A 21,206-nucleotide genomic window follows, 5' to 3' on the forward strand; every position below is an offset into this window, starting at 1 on the left:
CGCTGTCCGGCCTGTCCGTCACGACAGCGCGGACAGCGTCCGGACAGCGTGACAAAGCTTGAATATTGGCTGCCGCGCCGCTGGTGCTGGGCCGAGCGCAGCGCGTGGCGCTCGCTGGCGCTGGTCGGCGGTGTGCATCCCTTGATGCCGGAACCGGTGCCGCTGTCGATCGCGCTGGATAATCAAGGCGCTTTCGTCTCCGGGCAGAACGCCTCCGGCAAAAGCACTTTCCTGCGCATGGTCGGCCTGAACCTGGTGGCGGCGCGCGCGTTCGGCTTCTGCTACGCGCAGCAGGCGCGCCAGCATGCAGAACGAGGATTCGCTGCTGGGCGGCGAGAGTCTCTACATGTCTGAGCTGCGCCGGGCGCGCGAACTGCTCGATGCCAGCGGGGCGCCGGCCGGCATCTGCCTGGTCGACGAGGTGTTCCGCGGCACCAACCACCTCGAATCGGTGTCGGCGGCAAGCGCGGTGCTGGAGTCCCTGTGCGCCCGCGACCTGGTGCTGGTGTCTTCGCACAACCTGGTGCTGGCCCGGATCCTGGCCGGCAAGCTCGACCCCTTCCGCATCGATACCGCGAGCGGGCGCCCGGTGCTGTTGCCGGGCGTGCTGCGCAACCCGAACGGCATCGCGCTGCTGGCGACCCAGGGCTTCGGTGCGCAGATCGAGGGCAGGGCGGCCGAGGTGGCGCGCTGGCTCAGCGCGCATTTGGGCGAACCGGCGCCGGCGGAGCTCAGTAACGCTTGAGCGGCTTGCCGTTGGCGATGACCTCGCGGCAGTCGCCGCGCATCTTCGCGTCGTCGTAGTCGGTCCAGCCGTAGCTGTCGACGTAGCGTTTGTGGCGCTGGAAGGCCGGGTTCACGAAGCTCCAGGCGAGCCGCTCGTCGGGATAGCGGATGTCGGCCATGTCGAGCAGGGTGTGGAACATGTTCTCGGTCGAGAGCCTGGCCTTGCGGTGGCGCTGCAACTGGGCGATCTTGTCGGGGAAGCGCTCGCCGTAGCTGTTTGAATACCAGACGAAGGCCGGCACATGGAATTCGTACTGGGTGTTGTGGCCATGGAAGGCGATCTTGCACGACTTGTCGTACAGGGTCTGGCCATGGTCGGCCACGTACAGCAGCGAGGCCGGCACGCCGGTCTCCTTCAAGACCCCAATCACGTGCGACAGGAACCAGTCGGTATACAAGATGGCGCTGTCGTAGCTGTTGTTCATCTCCGGCTCGATGCGCGGATTGGTGAAGTCGGGCTTGTCGATCGCGCGCAGCGAGGGCTGCCAGCGGTCGAATTCCTTCGGGTAGCGGTGGGCGTAGTTCCAGTGGCTGCCCAGGGTGTGCAGCACCACCAGCACCTTTCCGGCCGGCTCGGCGACGGCGCGCCGTAGCGGATCGAGCAGCACCGCGTCGTGACTGGACGCGTCGGAGATGCTGCCCAGGTTCAGGAACTGGACCTCGTCCGCCTCTTGCGCGAACACCGATACCGGGGTGTCGAACTTGCCGAACGAGACCTGGTTCGAGATCCAGAAGGTCTTGAAGCCGGCTTCCTTGAAGGCCGTCAAAAAGGATTTTTCCGAGAAGCCGTCCTTCAGGCTCTGCATCGCCGGCTTGCGCGAAATAATCACCGGCACCGACAGGCGGGTGGCCGATACCGGCGTGATCACGTCCTGCAGCATCACCAGGTTCTGTTCCTGCGCGAGCAGGGGCGTGGTCGCGCGCGCGTAGCCGTTCAGGCTCCAGCGGTCGAAGCGCGAGGATTCGCCCAGGACCACGACGAAGACTTGCGGGCCGTGCCCGTCCCCGGCCTGCCTGGCATGGAAGCGGAAGGCGGCGCTGCGCCGGTTCAGTTGCGCCAGGTAGACCCGCTCCTTGTAGAAGTCGAGGCCGCGCGCGGTCATGCCGAAGGGCCAGGAATGGGCGAACAGCGCCAGGTCGACGGGCGGCCTGGCCCAGGCGGGCAGGGCCGGCCAGCTGCCGGCGAAGGCGGCTGGGGAGCCGGACTGGGCGAACCCGGCTTTCTGTCCATAGCCCAGCACCGCCGCGCAGCCGCCGAGCGCCGCCAGCACGATCCAGCGCGAGCGGTCGTTCCAGTCCAGGTCGCGGGTGCGCCAGGCCACCACCCAGGTGCTGCCGAACCACAGCAGCACCGCGAGCAGCACCGCGCCCAGCAGCCAGGCTTTCGCGCCCAGGAATTCCAGCGCTTCGCTGGGACTGGTCTCGGCGATGACCCCGAGATGGTGGGTCGAGATGCCCTGCCCATAATACGTAAGCAGGTAGAGCTCGGTCGGCAAGGCGAGGAAGGCCGGCAGCAGGGCCAGGTGGAACCAGGCCGGGCGCTTGCACAGGGCCCAGGCCGCGATCCAGGCGAACAGGCTGGCGCCCAGCAGCTGCCAGGGGCTGTCCGCCTGCGCCGCCGTGCCCAGCAATTGGCCGGCGAAAGGCATGCTGGACAGCAGCACATAGCTCAGCAGCAGATAGAGCGTGGCGGGGCGCAGCAAGCGGGGCAGCAGCGGATGTGACAGGCGGGGCATGGGGTGGGAAGCGGGCGAAATCGGGGATACATCGGCTATGGATCGACTATTATGGGGTCTTTATAGCCGGAAATACATCATTCCTGCTGCAAGCCGCGGCGGCACTTTGTAGCACGCTTGCCACATCCATCCTGCCAAACCGCGGTTTACCCGCGCCGCGGGCTCCGCATCGGGCAAAGCGGTTGACCCCCTTGCGCATCGGGACTATACTCGCGAGTTCTCGAATTTATTCTGCACATCTTATATAAGCACCGCGCATTCGCAGCCGCTCCTTCGGTGAGTGGCTTTCGTCGCCTCTGCTTTGGGTAGCGAATTCGGGACTAGGTTTCAGTCCCCGGACACGCGCAACAAGGGTCCGGGTCATCAACGTAGTTATTTTGTTGGATTTTTGAACGATGCCAACCATCAATCAACTGATTCGCAAGCCGCGTGAAGCCGCGGTTGTGAAGAGCAAGTCCCCGGCACTGGAAAACTGCCCGCAGAAGCGCGGCGTTTGCACCCGTGTCTACACCACGACCCCGAAGAAGCCGAACTCGGCACTGCGTAAGGTCGCCAAAGTTCGCCTGACCAACGGTTTCGAAGTCATTTCGTACATCGGCGGTGAAGGCCACAACCTGCAAGAGCACAGCGTCGTCCTGATCCGCGGCGGCCGTGTGAAAGACTTGCCGGGTGTGCGTTACCACATGGTCCGCGGCGCACTGGATACCCAGGGCGTGAAAGACCGTAAGCAGGCTCGCTCGAAGTACGGTGCGAAGCGCGCTAAAGCTGGCGCCAAGAAGTAATCCTGCGGACCCTGTCGCATACAGGTCACATTATAAAAAGTTAAGTTGAGCCGGCCGGAAGGCCGAGTAAGTGAAAGATCATGAGGGTCTTTCGCGAGTGCGGACACCGCACTCAACTGAAGATAGGAAGGAATTGAAATGCCACGTCGTCGTGAAGTACCCAAGCGCGAAATTCTGCCGGATCCAAAATTCGGCAACACCGATGTCGCCAAGTTCGTCAATGTTCTGATGCTGTCCGGCAAGAAATCGGTCGCTGAAAACATCATCTACGGTGCGTTCGAGCACATCCAGCAAAAATCGGGCAAGGACCCGCTGGAAGTGTTCACGACCGCGATCAACAACTGCAAGCCGATGGTCGAGGTGAAATCCCGCCGCGTCGGCGGCGCCAACTACCAGGTGCCAGTGGAAGTTCGTCCGGTTCGTCGTATGGCGCTGTCCATGCGTTGGTTGCGCGAAGCCGCAAACAAGCGCAGCGAAAAATCCATGCCACAACGCCTGGGTGGTGAACTGATGGAAGCCGCGGAAATGCGCGGCGGCGCGATGAAGCGCCGTGACGAAGTTCACCGCATGGCTGAAGCGAACAAAGCGTTCTCGCACTTCCGCTTCTAAGCAAATGGCCAGACCCTTCCGGGGGCGAGGCTGTGCAGTATCAGTTGTTCAGGCCGGGCACATTTTGACTCCAAGATGCCGCCCGGTTTTGTCCATTCAAAGATTTAGGAAAAATTATGGCACGCAAGACCCCCATTGAGCGCTACCGCAATATCGGTATTTCCGCTCACATCGATGCTGGTAAAACCACCACCACCGAACGCGTCCTGTTCTACACCGGCGTGAACCACAAGATCGGCGAAGTGCACGATGGCGCCGCGACGATGGACTGGATGGAGCAGGAGCAGGAACGCGGCATTACCATTACCTCGGCAGCGACGACCTGCTTCTGGAAGGGTATGGCCAACAACTTCGAGCCGCACCACATCAACATCATCGACACCCCGGGCCACGTCGACTTCACCATTGAAGTCGAGCGCTCGATGCGCGTGCTCGACGGCGCCTGCATGGTCTACTGCGCAGTCGGCGGCGTGCAGCCACAGTCGGAAACCGTGTGGCGCCAGGCTAACAAGTACAAAGTCCCGCGTCTGGCTTTCGTCAACAAGATGGACCGTACCGGTGCGAACTTCTTCAAGGTCTACGAGCAGATGCGCGCTCGCCTGAAGGCCAACCCGATCCCGCTGCAGATCCCGATCGGCGCGGAAGAGAACTTCCTGGGCGTGGTCGACCTGGTCAAGATGAAAGCGATCATCTGGGACGACGCGTCGCAGGGCATGAAGTTCGACTACCGCGACATCCCGGCGGAACTGGTCGATCAAGCCAACGAATGGCACGAAAAGCTGGTCGAAACCGCCGCTGAAGCGTCGGAAGAGCTGATGAACAAGTACCTGGAAGAAGGCTCGCTCTCGGAAGAAGAGATCAAGGCCGCTCTGCGCCAGCGTACCATCGCGTCGGAAATCGTCCCGATGATGTGCGGCACCGCGTTCAAGAACAAGGGCGTGCAGGCCATGCTCGACGCGGTCATCGAATACCTGCCGTCGCCGATCGACATCCCGCCAGTCGCCGGTACCGACGAAGATGACCAGCCGGTCACCCGCAAGGCCGACGACAGCGAGAAATTCGCTGCGCTGGCATTCAAGATCATGACCGACCCGTTCGTCGGCCAGCTGATCTTCTTCCGCGTCTACTCGGGCATGGTCAATTCGGGCGATACCGTCTACAACCCGGTCAAGGGCAAGAAAGAGCGCCTGGGTCGTATTCTGCAGATGCACGCCAACCAGCGCGAAGAAATCAAGGAAGTCCGTGCCGGCGACATCGCCGCGGCGGTCGGCCTGAAAGAAGCGACCACCGGCGAAACCCTGTGCGATCCTTCGGCTGTCATCACCCTGGAAAAGATGGTGTTCCCGGAGCCGGTCATCCAGCAGGCAGTCGAGCCGAAGACCAAGGCCGACCAGGAAAAGATGGGCCTGGCACTGAACCGTCTGGCTCAGGAAGACCCGTCGTTCCGCGTGCGTACCGACGAAGAATCGGGCCAGACCATCATCGGTGGTATGGGCGAGCTGCACCTGGAAATTATCGTTGACCGCATGAAGCGCGAATTCAACGTGGAAGCGACCGTCGGCAAGCCGCAGGTTGCCTACCGCGAGACCATCCGCAAGGCAGTCACCGACGTCGAAGGCAAGTTCGTCAAGCAGTCGGGCGGTCGCGGCCAGTACGGTCACGCTGTCCTGTCGATCGAGCCGCAAGAGCCGGGCAAGGGCTTCGAATTCATCGACGCCATCAAGGGCGGCGTGGTTCCGCGCGAATACATCCCGGCAGTCGAGAAGGGTGTGCGCGAGACCCTGACCAGCGGCGTGCTGGCTGGCTACCCGGTGGTTGACGTCAAAGTCACCCTGACCTTCGGTTCGTACCACGACGTCGACTCGAACGAAAACGCGTTCCGCATGGCGGGCTCGATGGCGTTCAAGGAAGGCTGCCGCAAGGCGAGCCCGGTCATCCTCGAGCCGATGATGGCCGTGGAAGTGGAAACCCCGGAAGACTACGCCGGTTCCGTGATGGGCGACCTGTCGTCCCGCCGCGGCATGGTGCAGGGCATGGACGAAATCCCGGGCGGCGGCGGCAAGATCATCAAGGCCGAAGTTCCGCTGTCGGAAATGTTCGGTTACTCGACCTCGCTGCGTTCGGCAACCCAGGGCCGTGCGACCTACACGATGGAGTTCAAGCACTATTCGGAAGCTCCGAAGCATGTGATCGACGCTATCGTGACCGCAAAGTCCAAGTAATAAAAAATCCGGACAGGATGCCCAAGGCGTCCTGTCCAAACAGACTAAAAACAAACAATCGTTTCTTTTAAAGGAAGATAGGAAATGGCAAAAGGTAAATTCGAACGGACCAAGCCGCACGTCAACGTCGGCACCATCGGTCACGTTGACCACGGTAAAACCACCCTGACGGCTGCAATCGCAACCGTCCTGTCGAAGAAGTTCGGCGGCGAAGCCAAGGCCTACGACCAGATCGACGCGGCTCCGGAAGAGAAGGCACGCGGCATCACCATCAACACCGCGCACGTCGAGTACGAAACCGAAAACCGTCACTACGCACACGTTGACTGCCCAGGCCACGCCGACTACATCAAGAACATGATTACCGGTGCCGCGCAGATGGACGGCGCGATCCTGGTGTGCTCGGCCGCTGACGGCCCGATGCCACAGACCCGCGAGCACATCCTGCTGGCGCGTCAGGTTGGCGTTCCGTACATCATCGTGTTCCTGAACAAGTGCGACCTGGTCGACGACGCAGAACTGCTGGAACTGGTCGAAATGGAAGTCCGCGAGCTCCTCTCGAAGTACGAGTTCCCAGGCGACGACCTGCCAATCATCAAGGGTTCGGCACGTATGGCGCTGGAAGGCGCTGCTGGCGAAATGGGCGAAGAGTGCATCATCAAGCTGGCTGAAGCCCTGGACACCTACATCCCGACCCCGGAACGTGCCGTTGACGGCGCCTTCCTGATGCCGGTGGAAGACGTGTTCTCGATCTCGGGCCGCGGTACCGTGGTGACCGGTCGTGTCGAGCGCGGCATCATCAAGGTCGGCGAAGAGATCGAAATCGTCGGTATCGTCGACACCGTCAAGACCACCTGCACCGGCGTGGAAATGTTCCGCAAGCTGCTGGACCAGGGTCAAGCTGGCGACAACGTCGGCCTGCTGCTGCGCGGCACCAAGCGTGAAGACGTCCAGCGTGGCCAGGTTCTGGCCAAGCCGGGCTCGATCAAGCCGCACACCGACTTCACCGGCGAAGTGTACGTCCTGTCGAAAGACGAAGGCGGCCGTCACACCCCGTTCTTCAACAACTACCGTCCGCAGTTCTACTTCCGTACGACTGACGTGACCGGTTCGATCGTGCTGCCGGCCGACAAAGAAATGGTCATGCCAGGCGACAACGTGTCGATCACCGTCAAGCTGATCGCTCCGATCGCGATGGAAGAAGGCCTGCGCTTCGCAATCCGCGAAGGTGGCCGTACCGTCGGCGCCGGCGTGGTTGCCAAGATCATCGCCTGATAGCGATATCCGTTCGAAGGGCGGCGCAAGCCGCCTGAAGACTAAACAAATGTCGGCTTAGGCCGACATTTGTTTATCTGAGGGTTTTTTCAGCGTTCATGCGTGTCCGCTGAAACGCAACACTGGCCCGGGGGGCGTATACGCAGCCCGGACAAGTGTGTTACGATACCGACCCTGTTGCGCATCCGGATTTCCGTATGCGTTTTTTATTGCCACACTCCCGTGTGGTTCGCTCTTTAAGGAATAGCAATGTCCAATCAAAAGATCCGCATCCGCCTGAAAGCGTTCGACTACAAGCTGATCGACCAGTCCGCACTGGAAATCGTCGACACCGCCAAGCGCACCGGCGCAGTGGTCAAGGGCCCGGTCCCGCTGCCGACCCGCATCCAGCGTTTCGACGTCCTGCGTTCGCCGCACGTCAACAAGACCTCGCGCGACCAGTTCGAAATCCGCACCCACCAGCGCCTGATGGACATCGTGGATCCGACCGACAAGACCGTCGACGCACTGATGAAGCTCGACCTGCCGGCTGGCGTCGACGTCGAAATCAAGCTGCAGTAATCGCCTGATCGGCCGCAAGCGCTTGCGCTGCGGTAGCAAGGGCCGGGAAGTCCGCAGGGACTTCCCGGCCCTTGTCATTTGCGCTAAGGTTTTTGCTCGGCTGCGGCTCAATTGAGCAGTGCGTAGACGGTCGGGCCGAGCAAGGTGCCGGCGACGACGCCGCCGCCCAGCAGTACGATCAACAGGACATAGCGGCCGAGCCAGCCGACCAGCGTCGGGGCCATGCCCGTGAAATGCGAGCGCAGGCTGGCGCTGCTGAGTCGGGTGGCATCGTCCGGCAGGTGATCGAAGTTCGACATGGGGCCTCCGTGCAAAAGCCCATTGTCGAGCGCGCTTTTACGACGCACTTTGTTCTGCCGCAGACCGCCTGCGCAGTTCCGCCTACCTTGTGCCGTCATCTTTCCGCCACGCCGGCGCGTTTCCTTACGCTTGCCTTAAAACCCGGCACGCTGCCAGCCGCGGCTCGCGGCTTTATGCGGGACCAATTGTTTCGCTCCAGTGGCCATGTTGTAATCGATGCAATGACAACCAGCTCATCAAGCATGCTCGCCGCCCATTGCATTCACACCAGCGCGATCCGCCTGCGCCGCACTTCCTGGACGCAGCTTGCCGGCTACCCCTGCCTCGGATGCTTCATCCTGCTCGCCGGCCAGCTCGGCCGCATCGCCGGATGAGGCGCGGCTGGCGGCCGCGTGCCGGGACAGGCGCGTGCATCCTGCTGGCGCACCTGGTGTTGTTGGCTGTCGTGATCCGCTACGCCGGCATCCCGTCCGCGCGCGAGGAAGCGCCCGACGCTGTCTACATGGCGCTCACGCTGGTTCCCGAGCGGACGGCGCCGCGCTTGCCGGAACCGGCGCTGAGCGCGCCGTCGCCGCCGCTGCGCCGCCACCGCGATCGTGTCGTGCGGCGCCAGGACGCCGCGGCGCCGGCGCCGGTGGAAACCCCCACCCTGGCGCGGCCCGGGCCACAGGACGCCACAGCGGAACGGCGTGCCGCGCAGCCGCGCAGGCTGGACATGGAGGCGCTGCGCGCCGCGGCGCGCGACGTGGAGCGAGAGGATGGACGGAGCGCGTCGGAACGCCTGCGCGCGGCCGAACAGCTGCGCAGCGAAGACGACAGCCCGCTGGCCAGGGGCATCCGGCGCGCGAAGCGTCCGGACTGCCAGACCGCCTATGCCGGCGACAGCCCCAAGGCGGACCTCTTCATCCTGGTGCCGCTCGTGCTCGACACCATTCGCGACAAGGGCTGCAAGTGGTAACCCGTCCCGGCAGCCGCACCAGGGTGCGGCGTGCGTCATGTGGCAGGCTTTCGCCGTATAGTCGCGCCTGAATCAAACGAAAAGAGGACGGGAATGCGACCACAACTCATGCTGGCGACGATGGCGCTCTTGAGCGCATGTGTGGACAAGGCCGCGCCGCCTGCGGCACCGGGCAATACCGGCACCGCGCCAGCCCAGGCGTCAGTTACAGCGCCAGCCGCGCCGGCCGCGCGCAGTCCGGCAGCGTCGGCCATGCTGAGCGCCGAAGGATTCAAGGCGGTCCGCTTCGGCATGACGCTGGCGCAGGCGGAGCAGGCGCTTGGCGGCAAGGCGATATTGCCCGACCCCGTCGATCCGGCCTGCAGCATGGTGCGCTTCAGTGACTTGCCCGGGCTGCGCTTCATGGTCGAAAACGGTGTCGTCACCCGTGCCGATGCCGGACCGGGCGTTGCCAGTGCCGTGGCCAGCATCGGCGACACGCTGGCGCAGGTGCGCGCCGCGCATCCGGAAGCGCAGCTCAGCGCGCACAAATACGATGCCAACGGCCACTACCTGAGCTTTCCCAGCGCCGACGGCCGCAGCGCCATCGTCCTGGAGGAGTCGGGCGGCAAGGTGACCGCGATGCGCGCCGGTCTCCAGCCCGCGGTTTCCTACGTCGAAACCTGCGGCTAGTCCACCGAAGCACGCGCCTCGGCCGGGTCGCTCAGCCTTTCGTGCCGGTCTTCCAGCGCAGGCCGAAGCCGAAGTGGCGATCCATCAGCTCGTGCGCGCTGGTGCCGCCCTGCTGCTGGAAGTACTCGGCCAGCTTGGTCACCTGCAGGCTTCCGTTCCGGTTCTCGATGAGCGCGATCGCGCACATCATCTGGTTGCCGCCGCCGTCCAGGCGCACCTCGATCGGGGCCTGGCCGGGCGCCGCGATGGTCACCACGCCATCGGTCGCCGCCCAGTTGGGAACGCCCTCGTAGATGAACGAGAAGATGAGCGCGCGGCGGATCTGGTCGAACCGCTCGCCGTTGATAAACAGGTTCTCGCCGCCCGCCGCCGCGCCGGTGCGGTCGTCGGCGTCCAGCCGCATATAGGGTTCGCGCTCGAAGTCGCCCCAGGCGTTGCCGAGCGCCTGCACCAGCCCGCGCCGGCCGTCGGCCAGCTCGTACATGCAGCCGAGGTCGAGGTCGATGCCGCCGCGGCCCTTGCGCGGGCTTGCCGCGCCGATCAGCTTGTCGAAGAAGCCGGTTTTCGCAGGCTGGGGCGGCGCCGCGGTGGCCGACTGGTTCCAGTTCAGGTTCACGTGGATGCGCCCGAAGCCCTGGCCTGCACGCTTGTCGAGCGAGACCTTGTCGCCGCGCTTTTCCAGCGTGACCTTCGAGAGCGAGACGGGGGGGCTGGCTGGCGCGGCGGCGGGAGCGGGGGCGGGAGCGGCTGGTGGCGCCGCCGCCGGCGTCGCCTCGGTGCCGCCGAAATGCGCCAGCAGGGCCGACAGCCCGCCATTGAAACCCTGGCCGACCGCGCCGAAGCGCCAGCTGCCGTCGCGGCGGTACAGCTCCGCCACGATCACCGCTTTTTCGTCGCCGAAGTCCGCGCCCGACCACGGAAAGCGCACCGCGCCGCCGAGCGTCAGGGCGCAGGCGCCGAGCGCGCGCATGGTCGGCGCGCCATCGATGGCGGCCACGAACACCAGCTTGGCGATCGTTGCCGGCAAGCGCTCGAGGTCGACGGCGAAGCGCGGGACGGCGCCCGGTTCCAGCCGCAGCGCCCCTTCGGGGCTGGCCAGCTGGTTGTAGAACACCATGTAGCGCTCGTCCGACAGGCGTTCGGCCGCATCCAGCCCGAAGCAGGATACGTCAACGGACATGCCGGGCGCCCCGATATCCACCTCGACGGTGAAAGTATTGCCGACGCCGAGATCGGCCAGCTTGCCTTTCTGGCCACGCGAAAACTGGTTCATGAGGGTTCTCCTTCCATCGATCGTGATCCAAAGCGGTGCGACTGCGCCACCAGGCCTTCGGCCCAGGCGCGGTGGGTGGCGACTTCGCACATCGCATCATCCATGCGGAACACGGCGGGGCTGGCGTCGTCGAGGATGGCGCGCGCCACCGCCAGGTCTTGCGGGCGCACCTGGTAGTGCTGCTCGATCGGGCCGATCTGGGTCGGGTGGATCGCGGTCTTGCCGACCATGCCGTAGGCGAGGTCTTCGAGCACTTCCTGGTCGAGCAGTTCGGGCAGGTCGAGGTATTCGAACACCGGCGCCGTCAGGGCAAAGCCCCAGGGACGGAAGGTGGTCACCAGGCGCGCGATCACCGGGCCGAGCGGGGTGCGGTAGATCGTCATGCCGCGCGGCCGGCGCAGGCCCAGCAGGGCCAGCAGGTCGTTGCCGCCGATGCGCAGGCAGAGGATGCGCTGGCGCACGCCGGGGGCGTCGAACACGGCGCGCAGCTGCTGCATTTCGCTGTCGCAGAAGACCTCCGCGGTCTCCAGGGTCGGCATCAGGAGGTGGGAGGTATCGCGCACCAGCCGGAAATAGGTCTCGAAATTGTGGCGCGTGACCTTGGGCAGCACGAAGCCGCTCAGTTTCTCGGCGCCGGGCATGGCCAGCACCCGGGCCAGCACGTCCGGGTTGCGCACCCGCACGAAGCGTTCGGCCGCGACGTCGGCGCGCATGTTCGCCAGCACCACCGACAGGTTGAACAGCGACCAGCTCAGTTCCCGGTCGGCGATCGCGTCCTCCAGGCAGAAGATGAGCGAGCGCGCCTGCGCCAGCTTGTCGCCGTTGGCGATTGCCGCCAGGTCCTTGTGATTGGCAGGCACGTACAGCGACGCACCCAGAGACTTATTGGCCAGATTAGCCATCCGATGCACTCCTGATCAGGGAAACCGCGTGGTAGGGGAGAAGCGGGTCGGTCGCGACCGGCACCTGTTTTTCTTCGGCCAGGACTTCCAGGTGCCGCACCTCGGCGGCGCCGGACTGGCGCAGCACCAGCAGGCGCGGCACGCGGCGCAGCAGCACGCGGGTGGCCTCGCCGATGCCGGGCTTGATGAGGTTGACGTCCTGGATGCCGTAGCGCGCCATGGCGCCGGCGAGATAGTCGCGCGAGCGCCCGGCCGCCGCCCGCGCATCCAGCGGCTCGGCATGTGGCAGCCCTTCCAGCGCCTGCGCGGCGGCCAGCTCCACCAGCGCGTCGGCGAAGCGCTGCGACTGGTCGTGCGCCGCGTATTCGCCGTAGTAGACGCAACCGTGGAAGTCATCGAGGCCGATGCGTTCGTCCAGCACGGTGCGGCTGACCAACCCCGACACCGTCGCGTTCAGGATGCTCGACGGGATCAGGTAATCGTCTCCCGAGGCCGCGCAGGCGGCAGCCCCGGCCAGGTCGGACAGCACATACAGGCCGGTGTCGATCTGCGTGCCCTGCGCCGCGTTGAAGGCGGACACCGACAGCGCCAGCTCGCGCGCGATCACGCCCTTGCCGGTCCAGCCGTCGACGAACACCAGCGAGTGCGGTGCGTGGCCCCGGGCCAGGATGTGGCGCAGGGCGGCCCGGTCGATGCCGCGGTCGCGCACGATCGATACCGAGTAATGCGTCGCCCGGCGCCCGAACACGTCGCGCAGCAGGCGCGTCACGACCACGCCCACCGGCGTGCCGGCGCGCGCCAGCGACACCACGGCGATGTCGCCGCTGCGCCGCCCGTCGATCAGCGCGGCCAGGCGCAGGCAGTCGGCCGCCATGCGCGCATTGTTGGCGCGGCAGGCCTCGTCGAACAGGGCCATGTAGCGTGGCGAGGGTGGCGATTCCGGCGACAGCATCTGGCTGTAGTGGCGCTGTCCGGACTGGATCAGGCGCTCCTTCTCGGCCACGCTGGTAAATTCCTGCGCCGGCAGGCGCGTGAGCAAAAAGTCCACCTCGCCGCTGCGGTAGCTGCCCGGAAAGCTCACAGCGTCTCCACGGTCAGGCGCGCCAGCTGGGTGGCGCGCGGGACGATGGCGTAGTCGCAGGCGGCCATGAAGCGCGCATCCGAACGGCTGTCGCCCATGCCGAAGGTGACGATGTCGCCGTGCTCGGCGCGCAGCAGGGCGCTGACGTGGGCCACCGCATTGGCCTTGTCGAGCGCCTTCGGCAGGATCGCCAGGTTGTTGCCGTTGCGGTGCACGACATAGTCGGGGTGGCCGTCCGCGATCCAGGGCCGCACCACCTCCGTCTCGAGCGGCGCCAGGCGTTCGTGGCGCTTGTCCGGGTCTTTCACGACCAGGAAGAACGGCGTGGCGAAATCCTCGATCATGCGCGCGCGTCCTCCGAAGGAGGTGGCAGCCGCGTAGGCGTCGAGGTGCCTCGCCAGTTCCTGCAGGCCGGGCAGGGCGGCGTGCATCGCCGAGCGGGTCTGCTCGAGCCAGGCGCGGTCGACGCTGCCGTCGGGCTGCAGCACCACGCCGCCGTAGTTGATGATGGCGTAGCTGTCGAACGGCAGGTGGACGCGGCGCAGGCCGTCGTGGTCGCGCGCCGTGGTCGGGATCACGGTCATCCCGTCCTGCACGAAGCTCAGGAAGGCGCGCTGCGCCCGGGTGGTGTAGGAACAGATGCTGCCGTCCTTGTAATAGGCGGCCGGCTCGAGCGCCTCCAGCGGGGAGCACTTCTCGAAAGTCTGGAACAGGGTGTCGTCCAGGTCAGCGAACAGGAACTTCTTCAACATCAGCCTCGGACAGGAAGTGGAACAGGCGCGCATCCAGCAGGCCGGCAAGCTCGCGCAGGGCGGGATTGGCGGCGGTCTCGTGGCAGATTAGCACGTGGTCGTACTGGCCGGGAGCGAGGTTGTAGATGAAATTGGCGACCCCTTCGCCGTAGTTGTCGGGGAAGCGCAAGGCGTGTCCGACGGCGCCCCAGGTCAGGATCGGCGAACGCGTGGTCGATTGCACCCGGACCTCGACGCCGTGCGCTTCGAGCGCCGCGCCCAGCAGCATGGCCGCGTGCATGAATTCGCCGGTGCCCAGCACCGCCACCCTGGCGCCGGGCGCGAACTCGCGCGCCAGCCGGGCCGCCAGCCGCGCGGGCGCGGGCAGGGCCGCGCGCAGGCCCAGGCGGCCGAAGCGGGGGCTGGCGCCGCGGTCGGCGTCCGGATCGAAGCGCTGGGCCGCGGTATCCGGGGCCACGTAGTCGCCCGGGGTGAAGCGGTATTCGCCGCTGAGCAGCGCGCCCATCGTCGCCGGCAGCCCGAAACGCGCGGCCAGGCCCGCGGTGGCCTCGGGTCCCATGAAATTGGTGATCGTCGCCAGGTGCACGCGCTCGATGCCCGGGTTGAGGCGGCGGCAGGCATCGAGCAGGTTCAGGAAGGTGTTGCCGGTGCTGGCTTCGTCGTCCACCAGCACCAGGGTGCGCGCCGTCAGCAGCAGGGCGCGCAGCGACGCGTCGAGCGGCATGTGCAGGAACTGGCGCGGCGCGTGGCTGTGCGCCTCTTCGAATTCGATGAGCTCTCCGCCGCCGACGCGGTAGCGCGTGGTATGGATGAACAGCGCCTCGCGCCCGGGATGCGCGCGCAGCCAGGCTTCGAACACGCCCTGTCCCAGGCCGATCGCGGTCTCGGCCATGGCGATGAACACCACCGGCCCTTCGCTTGGCGGGACGGTGGCGGCCAGGCGCTCGTGGACGGCGATCATGCCGGCGGGCTTCACCGGCCAGTGCTTGCCCAGCACCTTGCTCAGGAACAGGAAGCCGCGCTTGGCGTTGGCCCGCGCCGCGAAGCCGAGCAGTTCGTCCAGCGTGTCGGCGCCCTCGGCGAGCGTGACTTCCAGGGTGCCGGTCGGCAGCGCCACGCTGCGCCGCGCCAGGGCGTCGGGGTCGGACGTGGCGTTCATGCCAGCTCCAGCGCTTCGGCCACCTCGATCACGCGCATGCCGTCGCGGACCGGCGGCACCTCGACCGTATCGAAGCCGTCGGCAAAGCCCTTCAGCGTGATCCAGGGCAGGTTCGGCCCGGCCGCGCAGGCCATGCCGATCCCGCCCGACATGCGCGGGTTGATTTCCAGTAGCCGCGGCTTGCCCTTGGCCTCGCGGAACTGCACGTTGAAGATACCGTTCAGGCCATGGTCGGCGGCGAGCCTGGCGGTCGCGGCGATGATCTCCGGCCGCATGTCGATCAGCTGCCCGCTGCCGGACTGCGGCAGCTTGCGGCGCGCCACCGCGGTCACCAGGCGGCCCTGGTCGCCCACGCAGTCGACGCTGTATTCATGGCCGTCCAGGTATTCCATCAGCAGCATGGTGCGGAACTCGCCCAGTTCGGCCAGGCCGCGGCGCAGGTCCTGGTAGCCGATGTGGTACTCGACGCCCCCCAGCAGCAGGGCGGCGGCGCTGCGTTGCTCGTCGACGATGGCGAAGCCGATGCCGTAGATGCCCTTGGCCGGCTTGATGCACAGCTTCGCATGGCGCGGGCGCAGTTCGGCCCAGGCGGCGTCGAACGCGGCGAGATTGTCGAAGCGGCGGAACTCGGCCACCGGCGCCTGCGGCAGATCGGTCTCGGCGTAGAAGCCGGCCTTGTCGTGGATGAGCTGGAGCTGGCGCGGCGAGGCTGCGCTCAGCACGCGCGTGCCGCCTTCCAGGAAACGCGCGTGGTGCGCGGCCAGCACGGTGGCTTCGCGCCCCGGCACGAAGATGTCGATGCGCTGCTTGCGGCAGAATTCGACGCACCAGTCGACGTAGGCGGCCGCATCCAGTCCGGTCGGCTCGCCGTGGAACTCGTGGGCCAGGCGCGCGGCCGGCGTGTGGCGGTTGGCATTGCTGTGGACGATGGTGAAACGGCCGGCGCTGTCCGCTTCGCGGATCAGGCCGATGGCGGCGTAGACGGACGAAAACGTCCTGTTGTACCAGACGCGCATGAAGTCTTTCAAGACAGGATGGACAGGCGTGCCCGCATGGCGCGGGCACGCGGGAAGAGCGGCTGGGGCCGCTTCTTGTTCAGACGTTGACGCCGAACGAACGCGCCAGCGGGCCGAGGCCGCCCTTGAAGCCCTGGCCGACGGCGCGGAACTTCCACTCGCCGCCGTGGCGGTACAGTTCGCCGAAGATCATCGCGGTTTCGGTCGAGCTGTCCTCGGACAGGTCGTAGCGCGCGATCTCGGCCTCGCCGGCGCCGTTCAGGCAGCGGATGTAGGCCTTGGCGATCATGCCGAAGTTCTGGCGCCGTGCGTCGGCGTCGTGGATGGTGACGCAGAACGAGATCTTGTCGATGTCGGCCGGCACGCGCGACAGGTCGACCGCGATCTTCTCGTCGTCGCCTTCGCCCTGGCCGGTGGTGTTGTCGCCGGCGTGGACCACCGAGCCGTCGCTCGATTTCAGGTTGTTATAGAAAATAAAATCGCTGTCGCTGCGGACCTTGGTGTCCGTCTTCAGCAGGAAAGCGCTGCCGTCGAGGTCGAAAGCGGCGCCGTCGGTGGAACGCGGGTCCCAGCCGAGGCCGATGATCACCTTGGTCAAACCCGGTGCTTCCTTGCTCAGGTTGACGTTGCCGCCTTTCTGCAAACTGATTGCCATACGAACTCCTTTATTAGTCGGGTGGATCGGCCATCGTCGCGGCCGCAAGGGGCGCGAGGGCCGGCGGGTCAGTGTCCGAATCAACGCCCGCCCAGCGTATCCAGGGCGTTAATTATTCGATTGTACACGCTCCGGATTTCACATTGCTCTCTGGCGTGATGTCCATACGCCCTTGTCGGCTTCGTAAGATTCTGGCCTGGATGGGGGGCGCAAAGAGCGCTGGATGTGCTTCCGGCGGGGTTGGCCTGCAGCCGGGCGGCGCGGCCGGACATGGGCTGTCTGGACGCGCGCCCGGCATGCCGCGGCTAGGCGGCGGCCCGGGTATCGAGGAAGGTCTTCCCGACGACCGGCAGCTCGCCGGACGCGTCGAGGTGCACGGTCTGTGCCGGCAGCGCCAGGCGGATGCCCTGTTCGGCGAGCATGGCCACGATGCGCAGGTAGATTTCCTGTTGCACGTCCATGAACACGAGATAGTCCGCGCTATCGACGAAATACACGACTTCGAAACTGTAGGCGGGCGCCGCCAGCGAGCTCAGGTGCGCGCGATCGAAGCGCACCTGCGGCTGGGCCGTGACGATCGCTGCCAGCAGGTCCGGCAGGGCGCGCAGGGCAGGTTCGGGCGTGTCGTAGGTGACCGCGAACTGGAACGCCACGCGCCGTGTTTCCATGCGGCGCAGGTTGTGGATCCGGCTCTTGAGCAGGTCGGCATTCGAGAACACGATCTGCTCGCCGCCAAGGCTGCGCACGCGCGTGGTCTTCAGGCCGATGCGCTCGACCGTACCCAGCATCTTGTCGACGATGATGAAATCGCCCACCACGAAAGGCTTGTCGAGCACGATCGACAGCGAGGCGAACAGGTCGCCCAGGATGCTCTGCACCGCCAGCGCCACCGCGATACCGCCGATGCCCAGGCTGGCCACCAGGGTGGTGATGTCGACGCCCAGGTTATCGAGGATCATCAACGCGACCACGGCCCACAGCACCACCCGCATCAGGTAGGCGACCGCCACCGAGGAAGTGATGCGGTCGGGGTCTCCCGCCTGCTGGGCGCGGGCGCCGGCCAGCCAGGCCTTGACCGCATGGTCGCCCCAGATCGCGCACTGGACCAGCAGCGCGGCGATGGCGGCCCGGCTCAGGAACAGCTGCGTGCGCTCCGGCAGCGCCAGCATGTTGGCGCCGGCATACAGGCCGACCACGACCAGCACCGCCAGCCGGGTTGCCGACAGCGCGGCCACGGCCGCGCCGGCGCCGCGCGCAGCGCCGGGCGCGGCGGCGACCACGGCGCGCAGGCGCCGCAGCACGATCGTCTTCAGGCCGTCCAGGCCAACCACCGTCATCGCGGCCAGCGCCAGCGCCACCAGCCAGTCGGCCACGGGATTACCAAGAAACATGGTATTCACGTGTGCGCTTCCGTTCAGGCGGCCGGACGTTGGTCGATAGCGGCGAGCTTTTCTTCTTCCGCCAGCGCGGCCAGGAAGCCTTCGCCCCAATGCCGCACGTCGTGCTCCTCGACGATCATCGCCAGCCGCTCGGAGCGGTAGGCGATCTCGTCCTCGCCCATGGTCAGCGCCTGGTACAGGGTTTCGCTCATGGCGTTGGCGTCGTAGGGGTTGACCAGCAGGGCGCCATGCAGCTCGACGGCGGCGCCGGCGAACTCGGACAGGATCAGCAGGCCCGGCCGTCCCAGCGCATGCCGGGTAGCAATGTATTCCTTGGCAACCAGGTTGAGGCCGTCACGCAGCGGCGTGATCCAGGCAACGCCGGCGGCAGCGTAGTGAGCCAGCACGTCTTCGAAGGGCAGCGAGCGGTAGAAGTAGCGTACCGGCACCCAGTCGAGGGTCGAGAAACGGCCGTTGATGCGGCCCACCGTGCGGTCGAGTTCCTCGCGCAGGCTGTCGTAGATCTCCATGCCGCTGGCGGCCGGGGTGACGATGTTCAGCAGGGTCACCTTGCCCAGCATCTCAGGATGCCGCTCCAGCATGCGCTCGTAGGCTTCCAGCTTTTCCAGCGAGCCCTTGACATAGTCCAGGCGTTCGATCGACACGATCCCGGTGCGGCGCTGGTCGGCGTTGCCTGCCAGGTAGCTGTCGAGCTCACCCAGCTGGCGCTGCACTTCGTCGCCGGCCGCCAGGCGCCCGATCAGCTTGACGTCGGTGCCGACCGGATGCGCACCCAGCGCCACCCGGCGTTCGCCGACCTCGATCGCGGTCGTCACGCGGTCGACCCCGAGCGCGCAGCCGTAGGTCAGGAAGCGCGGCGCGCAGGCTTCGGTGCCCGCGATCTCGACCGGCGCGAACGAGCGCACCGCATCGACGAAATTCTCGACGTAGCGCGGCACGTGGAAGCCCACATAATCGCATTGCAGCAGGCTGCCGATGATGTCGCGGCGCCACGGCAGGATGTTGAACACGTCGCTCGAGGGGAAGGCCGTATGGTGGAAGAAGGCAATCGTCAGGTCCGGGCGCAGCGCGCGCAGGAAGGCCGGGACCATCCACAGGTTGTAGTCGTGGATCCAGGCGGTGGCGCCGTGCGCGGCTTCGCGCGCGGTCTGCTCGGCGAACAGGCGATTCACTTCCAGGAAGCGCTCCCAGTGGGCCTGCTTGAACTCGGCCTTGTCCGGGAAGGAGAAGATGATCGGCCAGAAGGCTTCTTTCGAGAACTTCTTGTAGAACAGGTCGATGTCCTCCGGCGTGAGGGCGATGCGGGCCGCCTTCAGGTTCGGATAGCGGGCGGCATCCACCGCCACGTGCGATTCGAAGTCCTGCGGATCGCGGCTGTCCTGCTGCGACCAGGCCACCCACGAGCCCTTGCGTCCATCCGCGAAAAAGCTCAGCAGGGTGGGCATGATGCCGTTCGGGCTCTTCGGGCGGCGTTGCAGGGTGACGCCATCCACCACCAGCTCGTCGTAGGGCAGGCGGTGATACACCATGACCAGCTCGGCGTCGCCGTGGCTGGGCGTCGGCTGCATGCCTTCACCCGCGCCGAGCTTCATGCCGTAGTGGGTCAGGGCTTCCAGGATGCCGCCGCAGCCTTCCGCGGTGGCCACGTAGACACGCGAGTTCTTGCGCACGCGCTCGACCAGGGCCGGCTCGGAACCGCCCACGGCCACGCCGCGGAAACCGGTCTCGAACATCGACAGGTCGTTCAGGGTGTCGCCCGCCACCACCACGCTGGCCGGATCGAAGCCGGCCACGGAGACCAGGCGGCGCAGCGCGGCGCCCTTGCCGACCCCGCGCGGCAGCACGTCGAGATAGCGGCCGGCCGAGAACAGCAGTTCGCAGTCGAGCGCCTCGACCGCCGCCTGCAGCTCCGGCGTCATCGCGTCCTCGGGAGCCAGGAAGGAGCAGCGGCGCTCCTGCGGCACGCTCTGGCGCACCAGTTCCGGGAAGCCGGACAGGGCGCGCAGCACGGCCTGGCTGCCGGGCCAGTGGGCGGTCAGCTCGCGCTGGATCTGCTCGACCGGCCGCAGCTCGCTGTCGACCACGGTGGCGCCGACGTCGGCGATGATGAAGTCCGGGCGCGGGATGGTCGGGTCGCTCAGCAGCGGTATGACGCTTTCCAGGCCGCGTCCGGTGACGAATACCAGGGTCGGGCGCACGCCCGCGGGGTCCTCCGCCTGGGCGGCGGTGGCGGCAAACAGGTCGCGCACGCGGCGCCGTGCCTCATGGGTGCCGGCCAGCAGTGTGCCGTCCAGGTCGGTGGCGAGCACGAGGCGGGTGGGGTCGAGAGGGCGGGACCAACGTTGCGAATCGATGACAGTCATGAATCATCCTTTTCTACGATGCGTCCGCACGCGAAGGGCGGCGGACCGGGTCGGAGCATGCGTGATACGCCACAAGGCGCGCATGCCAGGAATGGCAGATGCGGTGCGGGGAATGCACCGCCATCTGCCGGCGAAGGGAAACTAGGGAAGCGGAGAGACTGGCGCCGGGATGTGGGTCCCGTCTGGGACCCGGATGCGTCGCCGCGGGGCGCCTGTCCCGCTGAACACATTTGTACAATAGCATTTTATGGCGGCCCGGACAACCCGTGGCCCGATACGTGCGGGTCGATCGTGCGCCGGCGGGCCGCGCACACCTTTAAAAAAAGCTATTGCAAAACTGTCGGGCAGGCTCGTATAATGCGGCTCCCCGGGCGGTTAGTTCAGCTGGTTAGAATACTTGGTCGACATCCAAGGGGTCGCAGGTTCGAATCCTGCACCGCCCACCAGACTTCCAGATCGCAAGCCTTCATGGCTTGCAGAGAAAAGGCGTGTGATGCGCCTTTTCTGTGCTGACCAGCATGGTCAGATTCCTCGCTCTCTCCAGGACACTGCGGAAAACGCAACAGGCCGAGTTCACCTCGTTAATCCTGTTGCGCCGTTGCCGTTTGCACGCTATACTAGCCGGCTTCGGTATGGGCGCGTCTTTTTTAGCCCATGCTTTTTTAGTAGTACTAATTAGCCCCGCCCAATCGTAGGTGGGAATG

19 protein-coding genes, 1 tRNA gene and 1 pseudogene are annotated in these 21,206 nt (G+C 66.0%); 10 read left to right on the forward strand and 11 right to left on the reverse strand.

Features of this window, described 5'->3' with window-relative positions; translation table 11 throughout:
* The first annotated feature begins 81 nt into the window (after window positions 1–81).
* Window positions 82–745, forward strand: a pseudogene (locus tag IM543_02995) (hypothetical protein).
* Here the strand turns inward: IM543_02995 and IM543_03000 are convergent.
* Complete coding sequence (locus IM543_03000) at window positions 732–2,522, reverse strand: phosphoethanolamine transferase (GenBank protein QOY94882.1); 1,791 nt, start codon at window positions 2,520–2,522, stop codon at window positions 732–734. The pseudogene IM543_02995 and the gene IM543_03000 sit on opposite strands and share 14 nt — an antisense overlap.
* A 395-nt stretch (window positions 2,523–2,917) precedes the next feature.
* On the opposite strand from IM543_03000, the gene rpsL reads away from it, so the two are divergent.
* The 5 genes from rpsL to rpsJ all read left to right on the forward strand — a co-directional run bounded on the left by rpsL (window position 2,918) and on the right by rpsJ (window position 7,971).
* Window positions 2,918–3,304, forward strand: coding sequence for a 30S ribosomal protein S12 (gene rpsL, locus IM543_03005; protein ID QOY94883.1), 387 nt, complete (start codon window positions 2,918–2,920; stop codon window positions 3,302–3,304).
* A gap of 138 nt (window positions 3,305–3,442) precedes the next feature.
* Window positions 3,443–3,913 carry a 30S ribosomal protein S7 gene (gene rpsG / locus IM543_03010; GenBank protein ID QOY94884.1) on the forward strand — a complete coding sequence of 157 codons (471 nt, stop codon included), beginning with the start codon at window positions 3,443–3,445 and terminating at the stop codon, window positions 3,911–3,913.
* Window positions 3,914–4,029: 116 nt separating this feature from the next.
* On the forward strand, window positions 4,030–6,135 hold the full coding sequence (gene fusA, locus IM543_03015; GenBank protein QOY94885.1) for an elongation factor G: 2,106 nt from the start codon (window positions 4,030–4,032) through the stop codon (window positions 6,133–6,135).
* An 84-nt stretch (window positions 6,136–6,219) separates the two neighbouring features.
* The gene (gene tuf / locus IM543_03020) at window positions 6,220–7,410 is read left to right on the forward strand and encodes an elongation factor Tu (GenBank protein QOY94886.1); all 1,191 of its coding nucleotides are present in this window, start codon (window positions 6,220–6,222) and stop codon (window positions 7,408–7,410) included.
* Between the two features lie 249 nt (window positions 7,411–7,659).
* Entirely contained in the window at window positions 7,660–7,971 is a 312-nt protein-coding gene (gene rpsJ / locus IM543_03025) for a 30S ribosomal protein S10 (GenBank protein QOY94887.1), read from the forward strand.
* 107 nt (window positions 7,972–8,078) lie between these two features.
* On the opposite strand, the gene IM543_03030 is transcribed toward rpsJ, so the two are convergent.
* Window positions 8,079–8,270, reverse strand: a complete 192-nt coding sequence (locus tag IM543_03030) for a hypothetical protein (protein QOY94888.1) — start codon at window positions 8,268–8,270, stop codon at window positions 8,079–8,081.
* Window positions 8,271–8,279: 9 nt separating this feature from the next.
* Between IM543_03030 and IM543_03035 the strand changes: the two genes are divergently transcribed.
* The 3 genes from IM543_03035 to IM543_03045 all read left to right on the forward strand — a co-directional run bounded on the left by IM543_03035 (window position 8,280) and on the right by IM543_03045 (window position 9,901).
* Window positions 8,280–8,645 (forward strand): hypothetical protein, encoded by a 366-nt coding sequence (locus tag IM543_03035; protein ID QOY94889.1) that lies wholly within the window; start codon window positions 8,280–8,282, stop codon window positions 8,643–8,645.
* A complete protein-coding gene (locus tag IM543_03040; GenBank protein ID QOY94890.1) occupies window positions 8,642–9,229 on the forward strand; it encodes a hypothetical protein in 588 nt (195 codons plus the stop codon). The genes IM543_03035 and IM543_03040 overlap by 4 nt, the downstream gene beginning before the upstream one ends.
* Window positions 9,230–9,322: 93 nt before the next feature.
* Entirely contained in the window at window positions 9,323–9,901 is a 579-nt protein-coding gene (locus IM543_03045; protein ID QOY94891.1) for a hypothetical protein, read from the forward strand.
* A 31-nt stretch (window positions 9,902–9,932) separates the two neighbouring features.
* On the opposite strand, the gene IM543_03050 is transcribed toward IM543_03045, so the two are convergent.
* The 9 genes from IM543_03050 to ggpS all read right to left on the reverse strand — a co-directional run bounded on the left by IM543_03050 (window position 9,933) and on the right by ggpS (window position 20,502).
* A complete protein-coding gene (locus IM543_03050; GenBank protein QOY94892.1) occupies window positions 9,933–11,174 on the reverse strand; it encodes a TerD family protein in 1,242 nt (413 codons plus the stop codon).
* A complete protein-coding gene (locus tag IM543_03055; protein QOY94893.1) occupies window positions 11,171–12,076 on the reverse strand; it encodes an HpcH/HpaI aldolase/citrate lyase family protein in 906 nt (301 codons plus the stop codon). Before IM543_03055 ends, IM543_03050 begins: the two co-directional genes overlap by 4 nt.
* Entirely contained in the window at window positions 12,069–13,157 is a 1,089-nt protein-coding gene (locus IM543_03060; protein ID QOY94894.1) for a cysteine protease StiP family protein, read from the reverse strand. The genes IM543_03055 and IM543_03060 overlap by 8 nt, the downstream gene beginning before the upstream one ends.
* Window positions 13,154–13,906: a hypothetical protein gene (locus IM543_03065; GenBank protein ID QOY96502.1), complete on the reverse strand. Its 753-nt coding sequence runs from the start codon at window positions 13,904–13,906 to the stop codon at window positions 13,154–13,156. Before IM543_03065 ends, IM543_03060 begins: the two co-directional genes overlap by 4 nt.
* Window positions 13,884–15,068, reverse strand: a complete 1,185-nt coding sequence (locus tag IM543_03070) for a phosphoribosyltransferase domain-containing protein (protein ID QOY94895.1) — start codon at window positions 15,066–15,068, stop codon at window positions 13,884–13,886. The genes IM543_03065 and IM543_03070 overlap by 23 nt, the downstream gene beginning before the upstream one ends.
* Window positions 15,065–16,084, reverse strand: a complete 1,020-nt coding sequence (locus IM543_03075) for an ATP-grasp domain-containing protein (protein ID QOY94896.1) — start codon at window positions 16,082–16,084, stop codon at window positions 15,065–15,067. Before IM543_03075 ends, IM543_03070 begins: the two co-directional genes overlap by 4 nt.
* Before the next feature lie 79 nt (window positions 16,085–16,163).
* Window positions 16,164–16,739 carry a TerD family protein gene (locus IM543_03080; GenBank protein QOY94897.1) on the reverse strand — a complete coding sequence of 192 codons (576 nt, stop codon included), beginning with the start codon at window positions 16,737–16,739 and terminating at the stop codon, window positions 16,164–16,166.
* A gap of 305 nt (window positions 16,740–17,044) precedes the next feature.
* On the reverse strand, window positions 17,045–18,139 hold the full coding sequence (locus IM543_03085; GenBank protein QOY94898.1) for a mechanosensitive ion channel family protein: 1,095 nt from the start codon (window positions 18,137–18,139) through the stop codon (window positions 17,045–17,047).
* 14 nt (window positions 18,140–18,153) lie between these two features.
* Window positions 18,154–20,502, reverse strand: a complete 2,349-nt coding sequence (ggpS, locus tag IM543_03090) for a glucosylglycerol-phosphate synthase (GenBank protein ID QOY94899.1) — start codon at window positions 20,500–20,502, stop codon at window positions 18,154–18,156.
* A gap of 369 nt (window positions 20,503–20,871) precedes the next feature.
* Between ggpS and IM543_03095 the strand changes: the two genes are divergently transcribed.
* Window positions 20,872–20,948: transfer RNA gene (locus IM543_03095), tRNA-Val, on the forward strand.
* Window positions 20,949–21,206: the final 258 nt, after the last annotated feature.

This window comes from Massilia sp. UMI-21, from assembly GCA_015277795.1.
Lineage (GTDB): Bacteria > Pseudomonadota > Gammaproteobacteria > Burkholderiales > Burkholderiaceae_D > Telluria.